Source organism: Caulobacter sp. D5 (assembly GCF_003185805.1).
GTDB lineage: Bacteria > Pseudomonadota > Alphaproteobacteria > Caulobacterales > Caulobacteraceae > Caulobacter.
Genome location: NZ_QHJY01000354.1, coordinates 1 through 15,880, shown reverse-complemented (window position 1 = coordinate 15,880; position 15,880 = coordinate 1). Strand labels below are relative to the sequence as shown.

The following is a 15,880-nucleotide window of genomic DNA, read 5'->3' as shown; positions in this document are numbered from 1 at the left end:
CTCCCGTGGGGAGAGGGAGGGGCCCGCCGCGAAGCGGTGGGAGGGTGAGGGCGTACGCTGCTGGCGGTCCCGTCACCCTTGATCCGCGCCTTATCCGGAAAGGTCCCTAACCCCTCACCCTCCCATGCTACGCATGGGCCCCTCCCTCTCCCTCTGGGAGAGGTGGAAGAGATTCCAGCCGCATCCGGTACGCCATCACCGCCGTGTGGCCGAGCTTCTCGACCAGCCGCCAGTTGACGATCGCCCCGACCGGCGCGCCGACGACCGGCAGGAGCTGGGCCAGTTTCGCCAGGTCGATGTGGTCGCGGTACTGCTGCTGGAAGGCGCGCCAGTCAAAGCTTGAGAGGTCGGTCGGCTGCTGTCGCTGGTCCCAGCCGTCCATGGCCTCGAACACCCGGGCGCGGTGCCCGGAGTCCGAGAACGCAAGCTCGAAGATGTGCAGGATGTAGAGCCGCTCGGAGAGCTCGGCGCCGTCGTGACCGAAGGCGGCGGCGATCTCGAACAGCAGCTTGATCTTGAAGCTCATCAGCAGCGGGAAATCGGCGGCGGCCAGGACGAAGCCCCCTGCCCCGGCGATGCCGCCCTCGGCGGCGGCGGCCTTCTTCCAGCCGTCGATGGCCGCCCGCACGCGAACCAGCCGCTCGTCGAGCGTGGCCTGGACCAGCGGCGCGCCGGTGGCGAAGTCGGACCCCGTCAGAATGGCCCGGGTCATGCCCTGCATGGCGGCGGTGATCGCCGCGTGGACCTTTTCCGGGATGATCCTGTTGATCTTCAGCTGCACCGCGCGGGCGGCCAGGCCCAGCGCGCCGGGCGGCTTGGTCATCTCGGCGCGCCAGGCGGCGAGGTCGGCGGTGGCGGCGGTCTGGGCCAGGAGGCTCTCCGGAATGGCGCGAGCCTTGCCTGAAGGTCGCTGAGAATCACGGCGGCGGGCCGATTTGACACGCCGACCGCCGGGATCATGACGCATTCCGCGCGAGGCCAAGAGTCCGTTGTACCTGTCGATTGAAACGCCGACCTCGTCGCCCGTCCGTCCCGCCGTTCTGGGACGCCTCGTCGCCGGCCCCGAAGGCCACGACGCCCCACCCGCCTTCGCGACCGACCTGATGGGCGCGGCGACGGGATCGGACGCCCTGTTGTCCCGCGCGGTCTCGACCCAGCTTCGCGAGTTCGCCCGCCGCCAGACGGCGCGCGAGACGGTGGCCCGCATCGCCGAACACGCCACGCGCGGCCGGACCCAGGCCACGGTCGACCCGGCCTGGATGAACGCCTTCGTCGATCACGTCGAACGCGCCCACGGCGACCGGGCCCTGACCCTGTGGGGCATGGTCCTGGCCGGCGAGATGCTGTCGCCCGGCAGCTTCTCGGTGCACGCCATGCGCCTGCTGGCCGAGCTGCCGTCGCGGACCATCGGCCTCTTCGCAACGGCCGCCGCCCATTCGCTGAACGACGTGGTGTTCCAAGAGGCCTGCGGCTTCAGCAAGCCCGAAGCCGTCGCCCTGGAGGCGGCCGGCCTGATCTCCGGCGGCGGCGACACCTTCAACCTGCCGATGGCCGCCACTTCGCTGGCGACGGTGACGATGGAGGGCGAGCACGGCCTGGGCGCCTCGCTGCCCGCCCCGACCTCGTTCGGCGTCTATGTGCTGTCGCCGGTCGGGCTGGAGTGGCGGCGGCTGGCCTCGAACGAACCGGCGTTGACTCGCGCCCGCCGCATCGCCCAGGCGCTGGCCGGCCGACGTCCCGGCGCGCGCTTCCACGTGCTGCACGCCGTGGCGCCGGACGGCGCGACGGTGCTGGAAACCATCTGACCACAACCATCCACACGGGCGTCCACACTAGCGTCCACACCCCGGACCAGCGTCCACACCTATCGCCCGCTCTATCCCCAAGCGCGCCCGTTCGCCGTCTCGCTGTCGGAGTCCCAGCCGCCTATAGCTTGCGAACCCATTCACCATGTGACTTCGCCCCGACCTTGAGCCAGCTGAAATTGCCGTTGGAACGTCCGCCCAGTTTCGAGCGGGACGACTTCGCCGTCTCGCCGGCCAACGAGGACGCCGTGCGCGCCGTCGACGCCTGGCCGGAGTGGCCCAACGGCCGCCTGGCCCTGATCGGCCCGTCGGGCAGCGGCAAGACGCACCTGGCGCGCGCCTGGGCCGCCCAGGCCGGCGCGGTGATCATCGACGCCGCCGATCCCAACCTCGCGCCGCTGGACCTGCCCGCCCTGCGCGGCCGCCCGATCCTGGTCGAGGACGCCGACCGCCGCGCCCTGGGCGGCGTGGTCTCGGACGAAGACCTTTTCCACCTGCTGAACATGGCCGGAGTCGACGGCGGCAGCCTGCTGCTGACGGCCCAGACCGCGCCTCTCGAATGGCAGACGGTGGTGCCGGACCTGCGCTCGCGCCTCAACGCCCTGACCGCCGCCCTCATTGACGAACCCGACGACGTGGTGCTGGAGGCCGTGCTGCGCCGCGCCTTCGCCGACCGCCTGATCCGCCCCGCCGACGACGTCTACGCCTTCCTGCTGCGCCGCATCCCGCGCAGCGCGCCCGAGGCCGTGGCCCTGGTGGCGCTGCTGGACGAGGCGGCGTCGGAAGGCGGTCGCGGAATCACCCGCGCCTTCGCCGCCCAGATCGTGGCCTTCGGCGACGAGGACAGCTTCGAGGACTGACGGAACGCCTCGATCTGCTTGATGAAACGGCGTTTGTCTTGCGGCTGTCATCAGGCTCGGTCACGATGCGGACCGTTGCCCTGGAGTAGACGATGACCGACGCTGCCGCCCTCGCGCCCGCCCCTCACAAGGTGGAGACCGCGCCCGAGGATCGCGCGCGCCTCGTGCTCGACGAAGACCTGCTGGCCGCGCCCGAGCGGTTCTTCAACCGGGAACTCTCGTGGCTGGCCTTCAACCAGCGCGTCCTCGAGGAAAGCGCCAACCCGCGCCACCCGCTGCTGGAACGCCTGCGCTTCCTGTCGATCAGCGCCAACAACCTCGACGAATTCTACATGGTCCGCGTGGCCGGCCTGAAGGGCCAGGTGCGCGAGGGCGTGCGCGTGGTCAGCCAGGACGGCCTGACGCCGGGCGAGCAGCTGACCCGCATCAACGCCTCGGCCTTCGAGCTGATGAGCGAGCAGCAGAAGATCTGGCGCGAGGTGCGCGCCGAGCTGTGGGCCGAGGGCCTGAAGCTGCTGGACGCCAAGGACATCGTCGGCGCCGACCGCGAGCGGGCCGAGGAGATCTTCAAGTCGCGCATCTTCCCGGTGCTGACGCCGCTGGCGGTGGATCCGGCCCATCCGTTCCCGTTCATCCCGAACCTGGGTTTCTGCCTGGCGCTGAAGCTGCGCAGGATCTCGGACGACAAGCACCTCTACGCCCTGGCGCCGATCCCCAACCAGGTGCAGCGCTTCTGGGAGCTTTCGGCCGGCCCGCTGAAGGGCCGCAAGCGCGAACGCAAGATCGTGGCGCTGGAAAGCTTCATCATCCTGTTCCTGGACCACCTGTTCCCCGGCTACGAGGTCGAGGGCCGCGGCCTGTTCCGCCTGATCCGCGACAGCGACCTGGAGATCGAGGAAGAGGCCGAAGACCTGGTGCGCGAGTTCGAGGCGCGCCTGAAGAAGCGGCGCCTGGGCCGCGTGGTGCGGGTGAAGATCCAGACCACCATGCCCGCCGACCTGCGCGAGTTCATCACCGAAGGCCTGCGCGCCCAGCCCGAGGACGTGGTGCTGGTCGACGGCAAGCTGGGTCTGGCCCAGATGAGCGAGCTGATCCCGCCCGATCGTCCGGACCTGAAGTTCAAGCCCTACAACGCCCGCTTCCCCGAGCGGGTGCGCGACCACGGCGGCGACTGCTTCGCGGCGATCCGCGAGAAGGACATCCTCGTCCACCACCCGTTCGAGAGCTTCGACGTGGTGGTGCAGTTCATCCGCCAGGCCGCCCGCGACCCGAACGTGCTGGCGATCAAGCAGACCCTGTATCGCACCTCGAAGGACAGCCCGATCGTGGCGGCCCTGATCGAGGCGGCCGACAACGGCAAGAACGTCACCGCCCTGGTGGAGATCAAGGCGCGGTTCGACGAGGAAAATAACCTCAAGTGGGCGCGCGACCTCGAGCGGGCCGGCGTGCACGTGGTGTTCGGCTTCGTCGACTGGAAGACCCACGCCAAGCTGTCGGTGGTGGTGCGGCGCGAGGGCGAGTCCCTGCGCACCTACTGCCACTTCGGCACCGGCAACTATCACCCGCAGACGGCGAGGGTTTACACCGACCTGAGCCTCTTCACCTGCGATCCGGCCATGGGCCGCGACGGCGGCAAGCTGTTCAACTTCATCACCGGCTACGCCCAACCCGGCGCGCTGGAGAAGCTGTCGTTCTCGCCCCAGACGCTGAAGCCCGACCTCTTGGCGATGATCGCCGCCGAGGCGGCCAACGCCCGCGCCGGCAAGCCGGCCGGCATCTGGGCCAAGATGAACGCCGTCGTCGATCCGCAGATAATCGACGCCCTCTACGCCGCCAGCCAGGACGGCGTGCAGATCGATCTGGTGGTGCGCGGCATCTGCTGCCTGCGCCCAGGCATTCCGGGGCTTTCGGAGAACATCCGGGTCAAGTCGATCGTCGGCCGCTTCCTGGAGCACAGCCGCGTGGTGGCCTTCGCCAACGGCGCCGACATGCCCAGCGCCCAGACCCGGGCCTTCATCAGCTCGGCCGACTGGATGCCGCGCAACCTCGACCGCCGGGTGGAAAGCCTGGTGCCGGTCGAGACCCCCACCGTGCACCAGCAGGTGCTGAGCCAGATCATGGTCGCCAACCTCAACGACGAGGCCCAGAGCTGGCGCCTCGACAGCGAGGGCCACTACGCCCGCGATCCGGCCTGGGAGAGCAAGGGCGCCTTCTCGGCCCACGAATACTTCATGACCAATCCCAGCCTGTCGGGCCGCGGGCATCACGTGCAGGATCTGCCGCGGGCCTTCGACCACGTGGGCCCCAAGCGCAAGCGCTAGGATCCGGCGCCCAAAACCTGGGGAGCGACGGCTTTCGCGACGGTTTCGTCCAAGGCCGCCGCTTCCCCTGAGCGCCGAATGCGTTAAACCAGCCTCATGCCCCTCTCGGCGCCGCGCGACGCGGCCGTGATCGATATCGGCTCGAACTCGGTGCGCCTGGTGGTGTACCGGCTGGAAGGCCGCGCCATCTGGACCGTGTTCAACGAGAAGGTGCTCGCCGGCCTTGGCCGCGAACTCGGCTCCAAGAACCGTCTGGCCCCCGATGGCGTCACCCAGACGATGGCGGCGCTGAAGCGCTTCAAGGCGGTGCTGAAGGCCGTGCAGCCGGCCGAGACCTTCGTTGCCGCCACCGCCGCGGTGCGCGAGGCCTCCGACGGTCCGGCCTTCGTCAAGCGCGTGCTGGAAGAGACCGGCCTTTCGATCCGCATTCTCTCCGGCGAGGAAGAGGCCCGCTATGCCGCGCTCGGCGTGCTGGCCGGAACGCCGGACGCCACTGGCGTCGTGGGCGACCTCGGCGGGGCCAGCCTGGAGCTGGTGCGGCTGGAGACGACCGGCGCCGGCCAGGGCGTGACCCTGCCGCTAGGCCCGTTCAGCCTGGGCCTGACCGAAGGCTTCGACGCCGACCGCGTGCGCCGCCTGGCCGCCCAGCGCCTGGCCCCCGTGGCCGAGGCCTTCAAGGCCGACACCTTCCACGCCGTCGGCGGCGCCTGGCGGAACCTGGCTTTGCTGCACATGCGGCTGTCGAGTTATCCGCTGCAGGTGGTGCACCAGTACGAGATCGGCCGCGCCGAGGCCCTGGAGGCCGCGCGTCTCGTCTCGCACCAGTCGAAGAGTTCGCTCGAACGCATCGAGGGCATGTCCAAGAAGCGGATCGAGACCCTGCCCTACGCCGCCATCGTGCTGGAAAGCCTGATCGAGCGCCTGGATCTCAAGCGCATCGAGATTTCGGCCTTCGGCGTGCGCGAAGGCCTGCTGTTCGAGGCCATGCCGCCGCGCGTGCGGGGCCTGGACCCGCTGATCGAGGGCTGCGCCTCGCTGACGGCTCGCCAGGGCGTGGCCGACGACCTGGGCGTGGCGCTGCAGACCTGGCTGACGCCGGCCTTCGACAAGCTGGAGCCGCTGTTCGAGGGCCGCGACGCGGTGCTGACGGCCGCCGCCTGCCGCCTGGCCGATCTCGGCGCCCGCCTGCACCCGGACCATCGCGCCGACCTGGTGTTCGAGCAGGTGCTGCGCGCCCCGATCGCCGGCCAGACCCACGCCGAACGCGCTTTCCTGGCGGCGGCCGCCTTCGCCCGCCACGCCACGGCCTTCACCCCGCCGGAGCTGGACGTGCTGGAGCGCCTGCTCAGCCCCGCCCGCATCAAGCGCGCCCGGGCCCTGGGCGCCGCCATCCGCCTGGGCTGCGATCTTTCGGGCCGCAGTCCGGCCCTGCTGTCGCGCTCGCGGCTGACGATCGACAAGAGCGACGTCCAGCTGTCGGCCGAAGAAGGCTATGCGGCCATGCTGCTTGGCGAACAGACCGCCAAGCGGGCCTCGACCCTGGCGCAGGTGCTGGGCCTGAAGCTGAAGATCGCGCCGCTCTAGGCGCTGCGTCTCGAGCCCGCGACAGCGCGTCGCAGGCGGAACGACGTTCCGCGAGCATGGTTTGTTAGCCACGCCAAGCTGAAGCTCCTCGTCTCAGCACGGGGAGAAAGCCGACATGCAGAAGCAGGTCGCCTACGAACATCAGGACCAGATCCAAGCGCCTTCGGCGAGCCCGCCGCAGACAAGCCCGCCACGGGGCGACATCGTCCGATTGGCCAATGCCGGCTCGAAGGCTGTCGAAAGCCCCGCCAGGCGGTTGCAGCAGGACGTGGCGACCGCGTTCGGCGCCAAGGAGGGCTGGTCGGTGAAGCGGACCGTCCTGCTCGGCGCGGCCTATCATCTGGCGGTGCTGGGCGCCCTGGGCCTGGCGGCCAGCCAGGCCGTGGTCCACCTGATGGGCTGACGCGCCTAGGCGGCGCCCAGCATCCGCACCAGGACGGCGTGCAGGGCGGCGACCTCGAACGGCTTCTCGACGAAATCCTGCATGCCCGCCGCGCGGCAGGCGGCCATCTCGGCCGGGCTGACCGCGCCGGTCACCGCCACCACCGGCGTCTGCTGGTTGAGGCCGTCGGCGCGCAGCCGGCGGGTGGTGTCCAGGCCGTCGAGGCCGGGCATGTTGACGTCCATCAGCACCACGTCGAAGCGCGTCTCGCCGGCCAGCACCAGCGCGCTTTCGCCGTCGGCCGCCAGGGTGACGTCCAGGCCGAAGGCCTCCAGCACCTGGGCCAGGGTGCGGCGGTTGATCTCGTGGTCGTCGACCACCAGGACGGTCGGCGCGTCGTCGAAGCCGTCGGCGGACGCGTCCAGCGGCTCGGGCGCCGGCGGCTCCTCGCCGACCGGGGCCGGCAACGTGAGCACAAAGCGCGCCCCGGGTCCCTCGACCGGCTCGGCGGCGAGATCGCCGCCCATCAGGCGGGCCAGATCCCGACTGATGGCCAGGCCCAGCCCCGTTCCGCCGAAGGTGCGGGCCGTGTCGGCGCCCAGTTGGTCGTAGGCGGTGAAAAGGCGCGCCAGCTGTTCCGGGCCCAGGCCCGGCCCGGTGTCGGTGACCGCCAGGGTCAGCAGCAGCCCGCCCTCGGCGCGCGGGGTCATCTCCAGCGCCACGCAGATCCGGCCCTCGGGCGTGAACTTGATGGCGTTGGACAGCAGGTTGTTGAGCACCTGGCGCAGGCGCACCGGGTCGCCCTTGATCCAGCGCGGCAGGTGGCGGCCGCCGGTGAAGCGCAGCGCCAGGCCCTTGTCTCGGGCCTCGGCGCGCCAGAACCGCAGGGTGTCGCAGATCAGGAGGCGCGGCGCGAAGTCGATCGACTCGACGGTCATGCGCCCGGCCTCGATCTTCGACAGATCGAGCAGATCGTTGAGCAGGGCCCGCATCATCACGCCGGCGTCGGCGATCAGGCCGGCCTTGCCCCGGGCCTGGCCGCGCGAGGTGCGGGCGATCTCGCCAGCCCCGGCCAGGATGGCGCTGAGCGGCGTGCGCAGCTCGTGGCTGACCATGGCGACGAAGGCGCTCTTGGCGGCGTCGGCGGCCACGGCCTGCTCGCGGCGGATTTCGGCGGCCGCCCTCGCCTCGCGCTCGGCCATCAGGGTGTGGCGCGACCAGCCGAACACCAGGGCGGTGACCAGGGCCATCAGGCCGCAGCCGGCCAGGAAGGCCCGGATCCCCGGGTCGTGGTGGCCGCCGACCAGCGCGGGCGCCAGGAAGAGATAGGCCAGATGCGGCGTGACGGTGGCGGCGAAGGCCAGGCGCGAGCCCTTGGCCCCCATCAGCGCCGTCAGGATCGAGCCGGCCAGCAGCAGAGACGCGCCGGCCGCGCCGCTGGGCAGGCCCGTCTTCCACAGCGGCACGGACGCCCAGCCGAAGGCCACGGCCAGCAGGAAGTCGGCGGCCAGGCACGGCAGGATCCAACGTTCCGGGTCGCGGTCGAAGGCGCGCAAGGCGGCGGCCTGAAGGATCTGGGCGGCCAGGCAGCCCAGGGCCCAGGGGAACATGAAGGCCAGCCATGGCTGCATTCCCACGGCCGCGCAGATCACCGCGATGACGAACAGACGCAGCGGAATCTGCTGCCGCAGCGCCTTGGCGGGCCTCACATAGCTGCGCGCGGCCCCGACCAGCCACGGATCCTGTTCCGCGTACGCCAACTCGACCTAAATCCCCAGTCTTCGGCCGTCCCCACGGCCGACATCTCCGCGACGCCCTTATAGCGCCCGGAGGTCACGATGATTTTGTCAAAACATGTCGGCCAAATGGCCGCTGTGCCGTCTTGCACAAAAGCAGCGCTTGCTCTTCGCGCCGGGTCGGCGGCGGCGCAACCCCTTTTGAGTCGCGCCGCCGGAACGACGGTATCAGGCCGGACGGGGAGCCCGGCGAACCTCGACGACGCGGACCTTGGTCCCGTCGAGCACCAGGGCCAGTTCGCCCCGCTTGATCTTCAGGGCGTCCGTGCCGAAGGCGTCGCGACGCCAGCCTTGCAGGGCCGGGGTTTCAGCCTCGTCGTCGGCGGCGATCTTTTCGAGATCCGAGACGGTGGCGATCAGCTTGGACGCCACGCCGGCTTCTTCGGCGCGGGCCTTGAGCAGAACCTTGAGCAGCTCGACCACGGCGCCGGCCGAGGGCGGCGGCGGCGGGCCGGGCTTGTCGACCACGGGGGCGTAGCCCTCGGGATCGGCCAGGGCGGCCTTGATCGCGGCCAGCAGGTCGGGACCGAACTTGCTGCCGCCGAAGCCCTTGGGCACGCCGCGCAGGGTGTTCAGGCCGTCCAGCGAGGTTGGAGCCTGGGTGGCCAGCTCGTCGATGGCCTCGTCCTTGAGGATGCGGCCGCGCGGCTGGTCGCGCTGCTGGGCGGTGCGTTCGCGCCAGGCCGAGACGGCCTTGAACACGGCCAGGTACTTGGCTTGCGTCTTGCGCGGACGCAGGCGGCGCCAGGCCTTTTCCGGATCGACGTCATAGGCGGCCGGATCGCTGAGCGCCTTCATCTCCTCCTCGACCCAGGCCAGGCGGCCCGATTCCTGGAGGCGATCGCGCAGCACCGGGAACAGACGCGCCAGATGCGTCACGTCGGCCAGGGCGTAGGCCAACTGGGCGTCGGTCAGCGGGCGGCGCGCCCAGTCGGTGAAGCGGCTCGACTTGTCGATCTCGATCTTCAGCATCTGACGCACCAGGGCGTCATAGGCGATCTGCTCGCCGAAACCCGCGGCCATGCCGGCCACCTGGGTGTCGAACAGCGGCGTTGGCATCGCTTTGAGATTGTTGAAGATCTCGACGTCCTGACGGGCGGCGTGAAACACTTTGAGCAGGGTCTCGTCGCGCATCAGTTCGAGCAGCGGCTCGAGGTCGAGGCCGTCCGCCAGCGGGTCGATCACGGCGTCCGAAGACGGCGAAGCGACCTGAATCAAGCAGAGCTTGGGCCAATAGGTGGTCTCGCGCATGAACTCGGTGTCCACGGCGATGAAGGGCTGCCCCTTCAAACCATTACAGAACTCCGCCAGCGCGGCGGTGGTGGTGATCGGCGTCATCGGCTGCTAATAGCCTCGCGCACCCCCGAGTCTGCAAGCGTCAAGCGTTGCGGAGCAGCCACTTTTCTGTCCCAAAGCGCCCGAGAGGGTCCGCGAAGGGCCTGGAACCACAGATGAGCGACCCGATGAGCGATCCGAAGACCGACCAAGCCGGCGGCCTGACCTACGCCCAGGCGGGCGTCGACATCGATGCCGGCAACGCCCTGGTGGACGCCATCAAGCCGCTGGCGAAAGCGACCCGCCGCCCCGGCGCGGAAGCCAGCCTCGGCGGCTTCGGCGCGCTGTTCGACCTGAAGGCGGCCGGCTACGAGGACGCCCTGCTGGTCACCACCACCGACGGCGTCGGCACCAAGCTGCGGATCGCCATCGACGCAGGCATGCACGCCACGGTCGGCATCGACCTGGTGGCCATGTGCGTCAACGACCTGCTGGCGCAGGGCGCCGAGCCGCTGATGTTCCTGGACTACTTCGCCACCGGCAAGCTGGACGTCGAGACCGCCAAGAGCGTGGTCGCCGGCATCGCCGAGGGCTGCAAGCTGGCCGGCGCGGCCCTGGTCGGCGGCGAGACCGCCGAGATGCCGGGCATGTACAATGACGGCGAATACGACCTGGCCGGCTTCTCGGTCGGCGCGGTCGAACGCGACGGCGTGCTGCCCAAGCTCGACAAGCAACGGGCCGGCGACGTGATCATCGGCATCGGCTCGTCGGGTCCGCACTCTAACGGCTATTCGCTGGTGCGCCGCGTGGTCGAGCGTTCGGGCCTGGCCTGGGACGCCCCCTGCCCCTTCGAAGACGGCAAGACGCTGGCCGAGGCCCTGATGGCTCCGACCCGCATCTATGTGAAGTCGCTCCTGCCGCTGCTTCAGTCGGGCCGGGTCAAGGGCGGCGCCCACATCACCGGCGGCGGCCTCATCGAGAACCCGCCGCGCTGCATCGCCGAGGGCCTGGTTCCTGAATTCGACTGGAACGCCTGGCCGCTGCCGCCCGTGTTCGAGTGGCTGCAGGAGGTTGGCCAGATCGACGCCCACGAACTGCGCCGCACCTTCAACTGCGGCGTCGGCTTCATCCTGATCGTCGCCCAGTCGGACGTCGAGCCGGTGCTCGCCGCCCTGCTCAACGCAGGCGAAGACGCCTTTGTCTGCGGCCAGCTGGCCGCGGCCTAAATGACTGCGAAGACCAAGGTCGCCGCCCTGATCTCGGGCCGGGGCTCCAACATGGAGGCCCTGGTCCGCGCCGCCAAGGACCCGGCCTGCCCGTTCGAGATCGCCCTGGTTTTGGCCAACAAGGCCGACGCTGGGGGCCTCGCCACCGCCGAAGCGGCCGGGATCGAGGCGCTGTGCGTGCCGAGCAAGCCGTTCGGCAAGGACCGCGAGGCCCACGAGCGCGCGGTCGATGCGGCCCTGCGCGAGCGCGGGATCGAGGTGATCGCCCTGGCCGGCTACATGCGGATCCTGACGCCCTTCCTGGTCGACGCCTGGGAAGGCCGGATGCTGAACATCCATCCGTCCCTGCTGCCCAAGTATCCGGGCCTCGACACCCACGCCCGGGCCATTGCGGCCGGCGATGCGGAGGCCGGCTGCACGGTGCACCTGGTCACGGCCGGGGTGGACGAAGGTCCGATCCTGGGCCAGGCGCGGGTGGCGATCGAAGCCGGCGACGACGATCACGCCCTGGCGGCGCGGGTGCTGAAGGAAGAGCACAGGCTCTATCCGGCGGTGTTGGGCCAGTTCGTGCGGGGGCTTTGAGATTCAGTCCGCTGCGGGCTCGCCGCGGTCTTTTCCCCGTGTGCAGTCCACGGCGTAGAACCCGCCCGGATCGGCGGCTCGCAGAGAAGCGCACGCCTTCCAGGCGGCGTCCCAGTCCATCTCCTCGCTAAGCGCGCCGTCCCGCCCGTACAGCCGCCAGATTGGCAGCGAGGACGCCACGGACTCGTAGACCGCCTCTTCCAACGTGAAGAACCAGGCGCTGTCCATGCCGATCGATCCCTCGCCACGCGCATCTTCGCGGCTCCAGACCAAGCCCCACGGACTAGCCGGACCGAAGCCCTGCTCACAGTAGGCGATGGCGACATCGGAACGCGCGCAGTCCTCCACGACGGTCCAGCAGACGTATTGCTGGCCAGGTTCGCCATAGTCCCAGTCGCGCAAGACCGGTCTGGGTTCGACGAGCAGGCTCCTGACGAGATCCCTGACCCTTGCATCGGCTATCGCCTCCAGCTCGCGCTCCACAAGTACGCTCAGGCGCTTGGTGTCGATCATTCCCGCCCCCCTTCGAGCGCCTCCTGCGCTCCAAACAAAAAGGCCGGCGGGTCGCCCCGCCGGCCTTTTCACGTTCTAAAGCTCGAAAGCCTTAGCCGACGATGTCGGCGTCGGTGAAGAACTGGGCGATTTCGATGCCCGCGTTCTCGAGGCTGTCCGAACCGTGGACCGAGTTTTCGCCGATCGACAGGGCGAACAGCTTGCGGATGGTGCCTTCGGCGGCGTTGTCCGGGTTGGTGGCGCCCATGACTTCGCGGTACTTGGCCACGGCGCCTTCGGCTTCCAGGACCTGCACGACGACCGGCTCGGCGGTCATCTGGGCGACGAGTTCACCGTAGAACGGGCGCTCGGCGTGCACTTCGTAGAACTTCTTGGCCTGAGCTTCGGTCAGGTGGACGCGGCGTTGAGCGACGATGCGCAGGCCGGCTTCCTCGATCACGGCGTTGATCTTGCCGGTGATGTTGCGGCGGGTCGCGTCGGGCTTCAGGATCGAGAAGGTGCGTTCGGTCATTCCGAAAATCTCACAGAGAAAGTTTGTGAATTGGGAGGTTGCGGGCTTATAGCCGGGCGCCTCCTCCCCGCCAACCCCGCGTTCCCAACATGCTTCAGATCAACGAACTTACTTTCGACGCCTGGGGACGCCGGTTCTTCGACAAGGCGACCGTCAGCCTGCCTCCCGGCGCCAAGGTCGGCCTGATCGGCCGCAACGGCGTGGGCAAGTCGACGCTGTTCAAGCTGATCCTCGGGCACCTGATCGCCGCCGGCGACGAGATCAGCATGCCCAAGAACGCCCGCATCGGTTCGGTGGACCAGGAGCACCCGGCCACGCCCGTGACCCTGCTCGACACCGTGCTGGAGGCCGACGAGGAGCGTCACGACCTGTTGACCCGGCTGGAGACGGCCGATCCCGAGGAGATGGGCGAGATCTGGAGCCGGCTGATCGAGATCGACGCCGACTCCGCGCCGTCGCGGGCCTCGGAAATCCTGGCGGGCCTGGGCTTCACCCAGGAAGATCTGCAACGGCCGATGAGCGAGTTCTCGGGCGGCTGGCGGATGCGCGTGGCCCTGGCCGCGGCGCTGTTCGCCGAGCCCGACATGCTGCTGCTCGACGAACCGACCAACTATCTCGACCTCGAAGGCGCCCTGTGGCTGGAAGCGCGCCTGAAGAAGTACCCGCACACCGCCCTGATCGTCAGCCACGACCGCGAGCTGCTCAACAACAGCTGCACGCACATGCTGCATCTGGCCGGCGGCAAGCTGGAACTCTACACCGGCGGCTACGACGACTTCGAAAAGCGCCGCGCCGAGAAGGCCCGCCTGCAACTGTCGGCCAAGGCCAAGCAGGACGCCGAGCGCGCCCACCTGCAATCCTTCGTCGACCGCTTCAAGGCCAAGGCCTCCAAGGCCGCCCAGGCGCAGTCGCGGATGAAGCGCCTGGCCAAGATGGAGCCGGTGTCCACCACGATCGAGGAGCGCGTCGCGCCCTTCACCCTGCCCTCGCCGCCGCGCCCGCTGCCGCCGCCGCTGATCCGGCTGGAGAAGGCCAATGTGGGCTACGAGCAGGGCCGCGCGATCCTCAAGAACCTCAACCTGCGCATGGACCTGGACGACCGCATCGGCCTGCTGGGCGTCAACGGTGCGGGCAAGTCGACCTTCGCCAAGATGATCGCCGGCGCGCTCGACATCCAGACCGGCGAACTGCACCGCGACAAGAAGATGAAGGTCGGCTGGTTCCACCAGCACCAGATCGAGGCGATGGATCCCAACGATACGCCGCTGGAGATCGTCCGCCGGGCCATGCCGGACTCCAGCGAATCCTCGCGCCGCTCGCGCCTGGCCCAATGGGGCCTGAACTTCGACAAGCAGGAGACCACGGTCGCCAACCTGTCGGGCGGCGAACGCGCGCGCCTGCTGCTGAACCTGGTGGCCATGGACGCCCCGCACGTCCTGATCCTCGACGAGCCGACCAACCACCTCGACATCGACAGCCGCCGGGCCCTGCTCGACGCCCTGAACGACTACGAGGGCGCGGTGCTGCTGATCACCCACGACCGCTCGCTGATGGAGCTGGTGGCCGATCGTCTTTGGCTGGCCGCCGACGGCAAGGTCGTACCGTTCGACGGCGACATGGACGACTACGCCAAGTTCGTGCTCGACCGCGCCAAGCAGGCCGTGAAGCCGACCCAGGTGGCGCGCGAGCCGGCCAAGGCCGAGACGGCGTCCGCCCCGGCCGCCAAGAAGGTCGCCATCGAGCCGCTGCGCCGCAAGGTCGAGGCCGCCGAACAGGTGCTGAACCGCAAGACCCGGGATCTCGCCGAACTGGAAGCCCAGCTGGCCGACCCGCAGCTCTATGTGAAGACGCCGGCCAAGGTTCCCGAGCTGGAGAAGCGCCGCGACAACGCCAAGGCCAAGCTCGACGAGGCCGAGGCCGCGTGGATGGAGCTGGCCGAGCAGCTGGCGGAAGCCGAGGGCTGAGCCCCCACTCGCGGTAAACGTCAATAAACCAAGAGATTTAGCCGTTCCGACAGACCTGCGGTCGTATCCCTTGCGACATGACCGCAGCCCTCGCCAGCCGCAACCACGTCGTCGCCAATCCGGAAGGATTGTCGGCCGGCTGCGTGCTGGAGGCCTTCGCCGCCTGGCTCGACCAGCGCCTGGCCGAGGCCACGCGGCTGGAGATGGACCTGGCCTTCCGCGACCGTCCGTTCGACGTCGAGATCGGCCGCGTCCCGGCCCTGGTCGGCTGGGAGCACCGCTATCTCGCCCCCGGCGCCGAGGCGCCGAAGGGCAAGATGTGGACGGTCTACCGCCTGCACGACCAGACCGGCCGCCCCAGCGAACTGGCGACCGCCCGGGCCAGCGCCGACAAGCTGGAAGACCTGACGCCGCTGCTGGGCGAGCTGGGCTATCTGGGCGTATTCGACGGCGACGCGGCGATGTTCCCGGGCGTGGGCAAGCGCTAGCGGCGCTTCAGCTCGGTGATGCCGGCCCGCCTCAGGGCCTTTTCGATACCGGGCCATGTCGGCTCACTGGGCCGCTGCATCGCATCCAGGTGCATGTTCCTCACGCTGGTCCAGCAGCGCACGCCTTCCTCCATTTCCTGACGAAAGCTGGCCAGCTCTTCGGCCGGCGCGTCGTGAGCGACACTCTCGACGTCGCGTAGGGTTCTCTGGATCAGGCCGATGTTCTGCTCGCAGGCGGCGATGACGCCGCGATAGGCCGCGTCGAGCTTGGGGTTGCGGGAGGTTCGGCGCAGGCGGCGGCGCGGCGGCTTGGACTTGGGCATGGGACTTCTCCGCTTGGAAGGGATGGAGCGCCTGCGGCGCACCCCCTCAGTCGCTCCGCGACAGCTCCCCCAGAGGGGGAACATCTTGGCGCTTCAGATCCTCCCCCTCTGGGGGAGGTGGCCCGGAGGGCCGGAGGGGGTCAGCGCAGGCATGGGCTCTCGCACTCCCGTGGAAATCCACGAAAGTCGGTGGGGAGGCGCGGAGCGGCCGGGCGGAGCCCGGAGACCGTGATGTTGTTTAGCGTTTCGG

Annotated in this window: 15 protein-coding genes; 9 read left to right on the top strand and 6 right to left on the bottom strand. The window is 69.5% G+C overall.

The features are described from left to right. Positions 1-127 precede the first annotated feature (127 nt). A complete protein-coding gene (locus tag DMC18_RS20765) occupies positions 128-871 on the bottom strand; it encodes an EcsC family protein (protein WP_255580418.1) in 744 nt (247 codons plus the stop codon). A 118-nt stretch (positions 872-989) separates the two neighbouring features. Here DMC18_RS20765 and DMC18_RS20760 point away from each other — a divergent pair, with 118 nt between their 5' ends. From DMC18_RS20760 to DMC18_RS20740, 5 genes are all read left to right on the top strand, one after another. Then, complete coding sequence (locus DMC18_RS20760; RefSeq protein ID WP_110121256.1) at positions 990-1,805, top strand: DUF2806 domain-containing protein; 816 nt, start codon at positions 990-992, stop codon at positions 1,803-1,805. Between the two features lie 185 nt (positions 1,806-1,990). Further along, positions 1,991-2,665 carry a chromosomal replication initiator DnaA gene (locus tag DMC18_RS20755; RefSeq protein WP_304529441.1) on the top strand — a complete coding sequence of 225 codons (675 nt, stop codon included), beginning with the start codon at positions 1,991-1,993 and terminating at the stop codon, positions 2,663-2,665. A 92-nt stretch (positions 2,666-2,757) separates the two neighbouring features. Next, entirely contained in the window at positions 2,758-4,986 is a 2,229-nt protein-coding gene (locus DMC18_RS20750) for an RNA degradosome polyphosphate kinase (protein ID WP_110121258.1), read from the top strand. A 96-nt stretch (positions 4,987-5,082) separates the two neighbouring features. Beyond that, on the top strand, positions 5,083-6,570 hold the full coding sequence (locus DMC18_RS20745; RefSeq protein ID WP_110133273.1) for a Ppx/GppA phosphatase family protein: 1,488 nt from the start codon (positions 5,083-5,085) through the stop codon (positions 6,568-6,570). A 115-nt stretch (positions 6,571-6,685) separates the two neighbouring features. After that, a complete protein-coding gene (locus tag DMC18_RS20740) occupies positions 6,686-6,973 on the top strand; it encodes a hypothetical protein (RefSeq protein ID WP_110121261.1) in 288 nt (95 codons plus the stop codon). Positions 6,974-6,978: 5 nt separating this feature from the next. On the opposite strand, the gene DMC18_RS20735 is transcribed toward DMC18_RS20740, so the two are convergent. Together DMC18_RS20735 and rnd are read right to left on the bottom strand one after the other, a co-directional pair. Beyond that, complete coding sequence (locus DMC18_RS20735) at positions 6,979-8,712, bottom strand: response regulator (RefSeq protein WP_233245323.1); 1,734 nt, start codon at positions 8,710-8,712, stop codon at positions 6,979-6,981. Between the two features lie 204 nt (positions 8,713-8,916). Next, a complete protein-coding gene (gene rnd, locus DMC18_RS20730) occupies positions 8,917-10,086 on the bottom strand; it encodes a ribonuclease D (RefSeq protein WP_110121262.1) in 1,170 nt (389 codons plus the stop codon). Between the two features lie 125 nt (positions 10,087-10,211). Between rnd and purM the strand changes: the two genes are divergently transcribed. After that, positions 10,212-11,249: a phosphoribosylformylglycinamidine cyclo-ligase gene (gene purM, locus DMC18_RS20725; protein ID WP_110121269.1), complete on the top strand. Its 1,038-nt coding sequence runs from the start codon at positions 10,212-10,214 to the stop codon at positions 11,247-11,249. Next, entirely contained in the window at positions 11,250-11,831 is a 582-nt protein-coding gene (gene purN, locus DMC18_RS20720) for a phosphoribosylglycinamide formyltransferase (RefSeq protein WP_110121263.1), read from the top strand. A gap of 3 nt (positions 11,832-11,834) precedes the next feature. On the opposite strand, the gene DMC18_RS20715 is transcribed toward purN, so the two are convergent. Together DMC18_RS20715 and ndk are read right to left on the bottom strand one after the other, a co-directional pair. Next, positions 11,835-12,344, bottom strand: coding sequence for a hypothetical protein (locus DMC18_RS20715; protein ID WP_110121264.1), 510 nt, complete (start codon positions 12,342-12,344; stop codon positions 11,835-11,837). 91 nt (positions 12,345-12,435) lie between these two features. Beyond that, positions 12,436-12,855: a nucleoside-diphosphate kinase gene (ndk, locus tag DMC18_RS20710; protein ID WP_058350417.1), complete on the bottom strand. Its 420-nt coding sequence runs from the start codon at positions 12,853-12,855 to the stop codon at positions 12,436-12,438. 89 nt (positions 12,856-12,944) lie between these two features. On the opposite strand from ndk, the gene DMC18_RS20705 reads away from it, so the two are divergent. Further along, positions 12,945-14,819, top strand: a complete 1,875-nt coding sequence (locus tag DMC18_RS20705) for an ABC-F family ATP-binding cassette domain-containing protein (RefSeq protein ID WP_110121265.1) — start codon at positions 12,945-12,947, stop codon at positions 14,817-14,819. Between the two features lie 77 nt (positions 14,820-14,896). Continuing rightward, on the top strand, positions 14,897-15,307 hold the full coding sequence (locus tag DMC18_RS20700) for a hypothetical protein (RefSeq protein ID WP_110121266.1): 411 nt from the start codon (positions 14,897-14,899) through the stop codon (positions 15,305-15,307). Here the strand turns inward: DMC18_RS20700 and DMC18_RS20695 are convergent. Beyond that, the gene (locus DMC18_RS20695; protein ID WP_110121267.1) at positions 15,304-15,630 is read right to left on the bottom strand and encodes a hypothetical protein; all 327 of its coding nucleotides are present in this window, start codon (positions 15,628-15,630) and stop codon (positions 15,304-15,306) included. The two genes, DMC18_RS20700 and DMC18_RS20695, sit on opposite strands and share 4 nt — an antisense overlap. Positions 15,631-15,880: the final 250 nt, after the last annotated feature.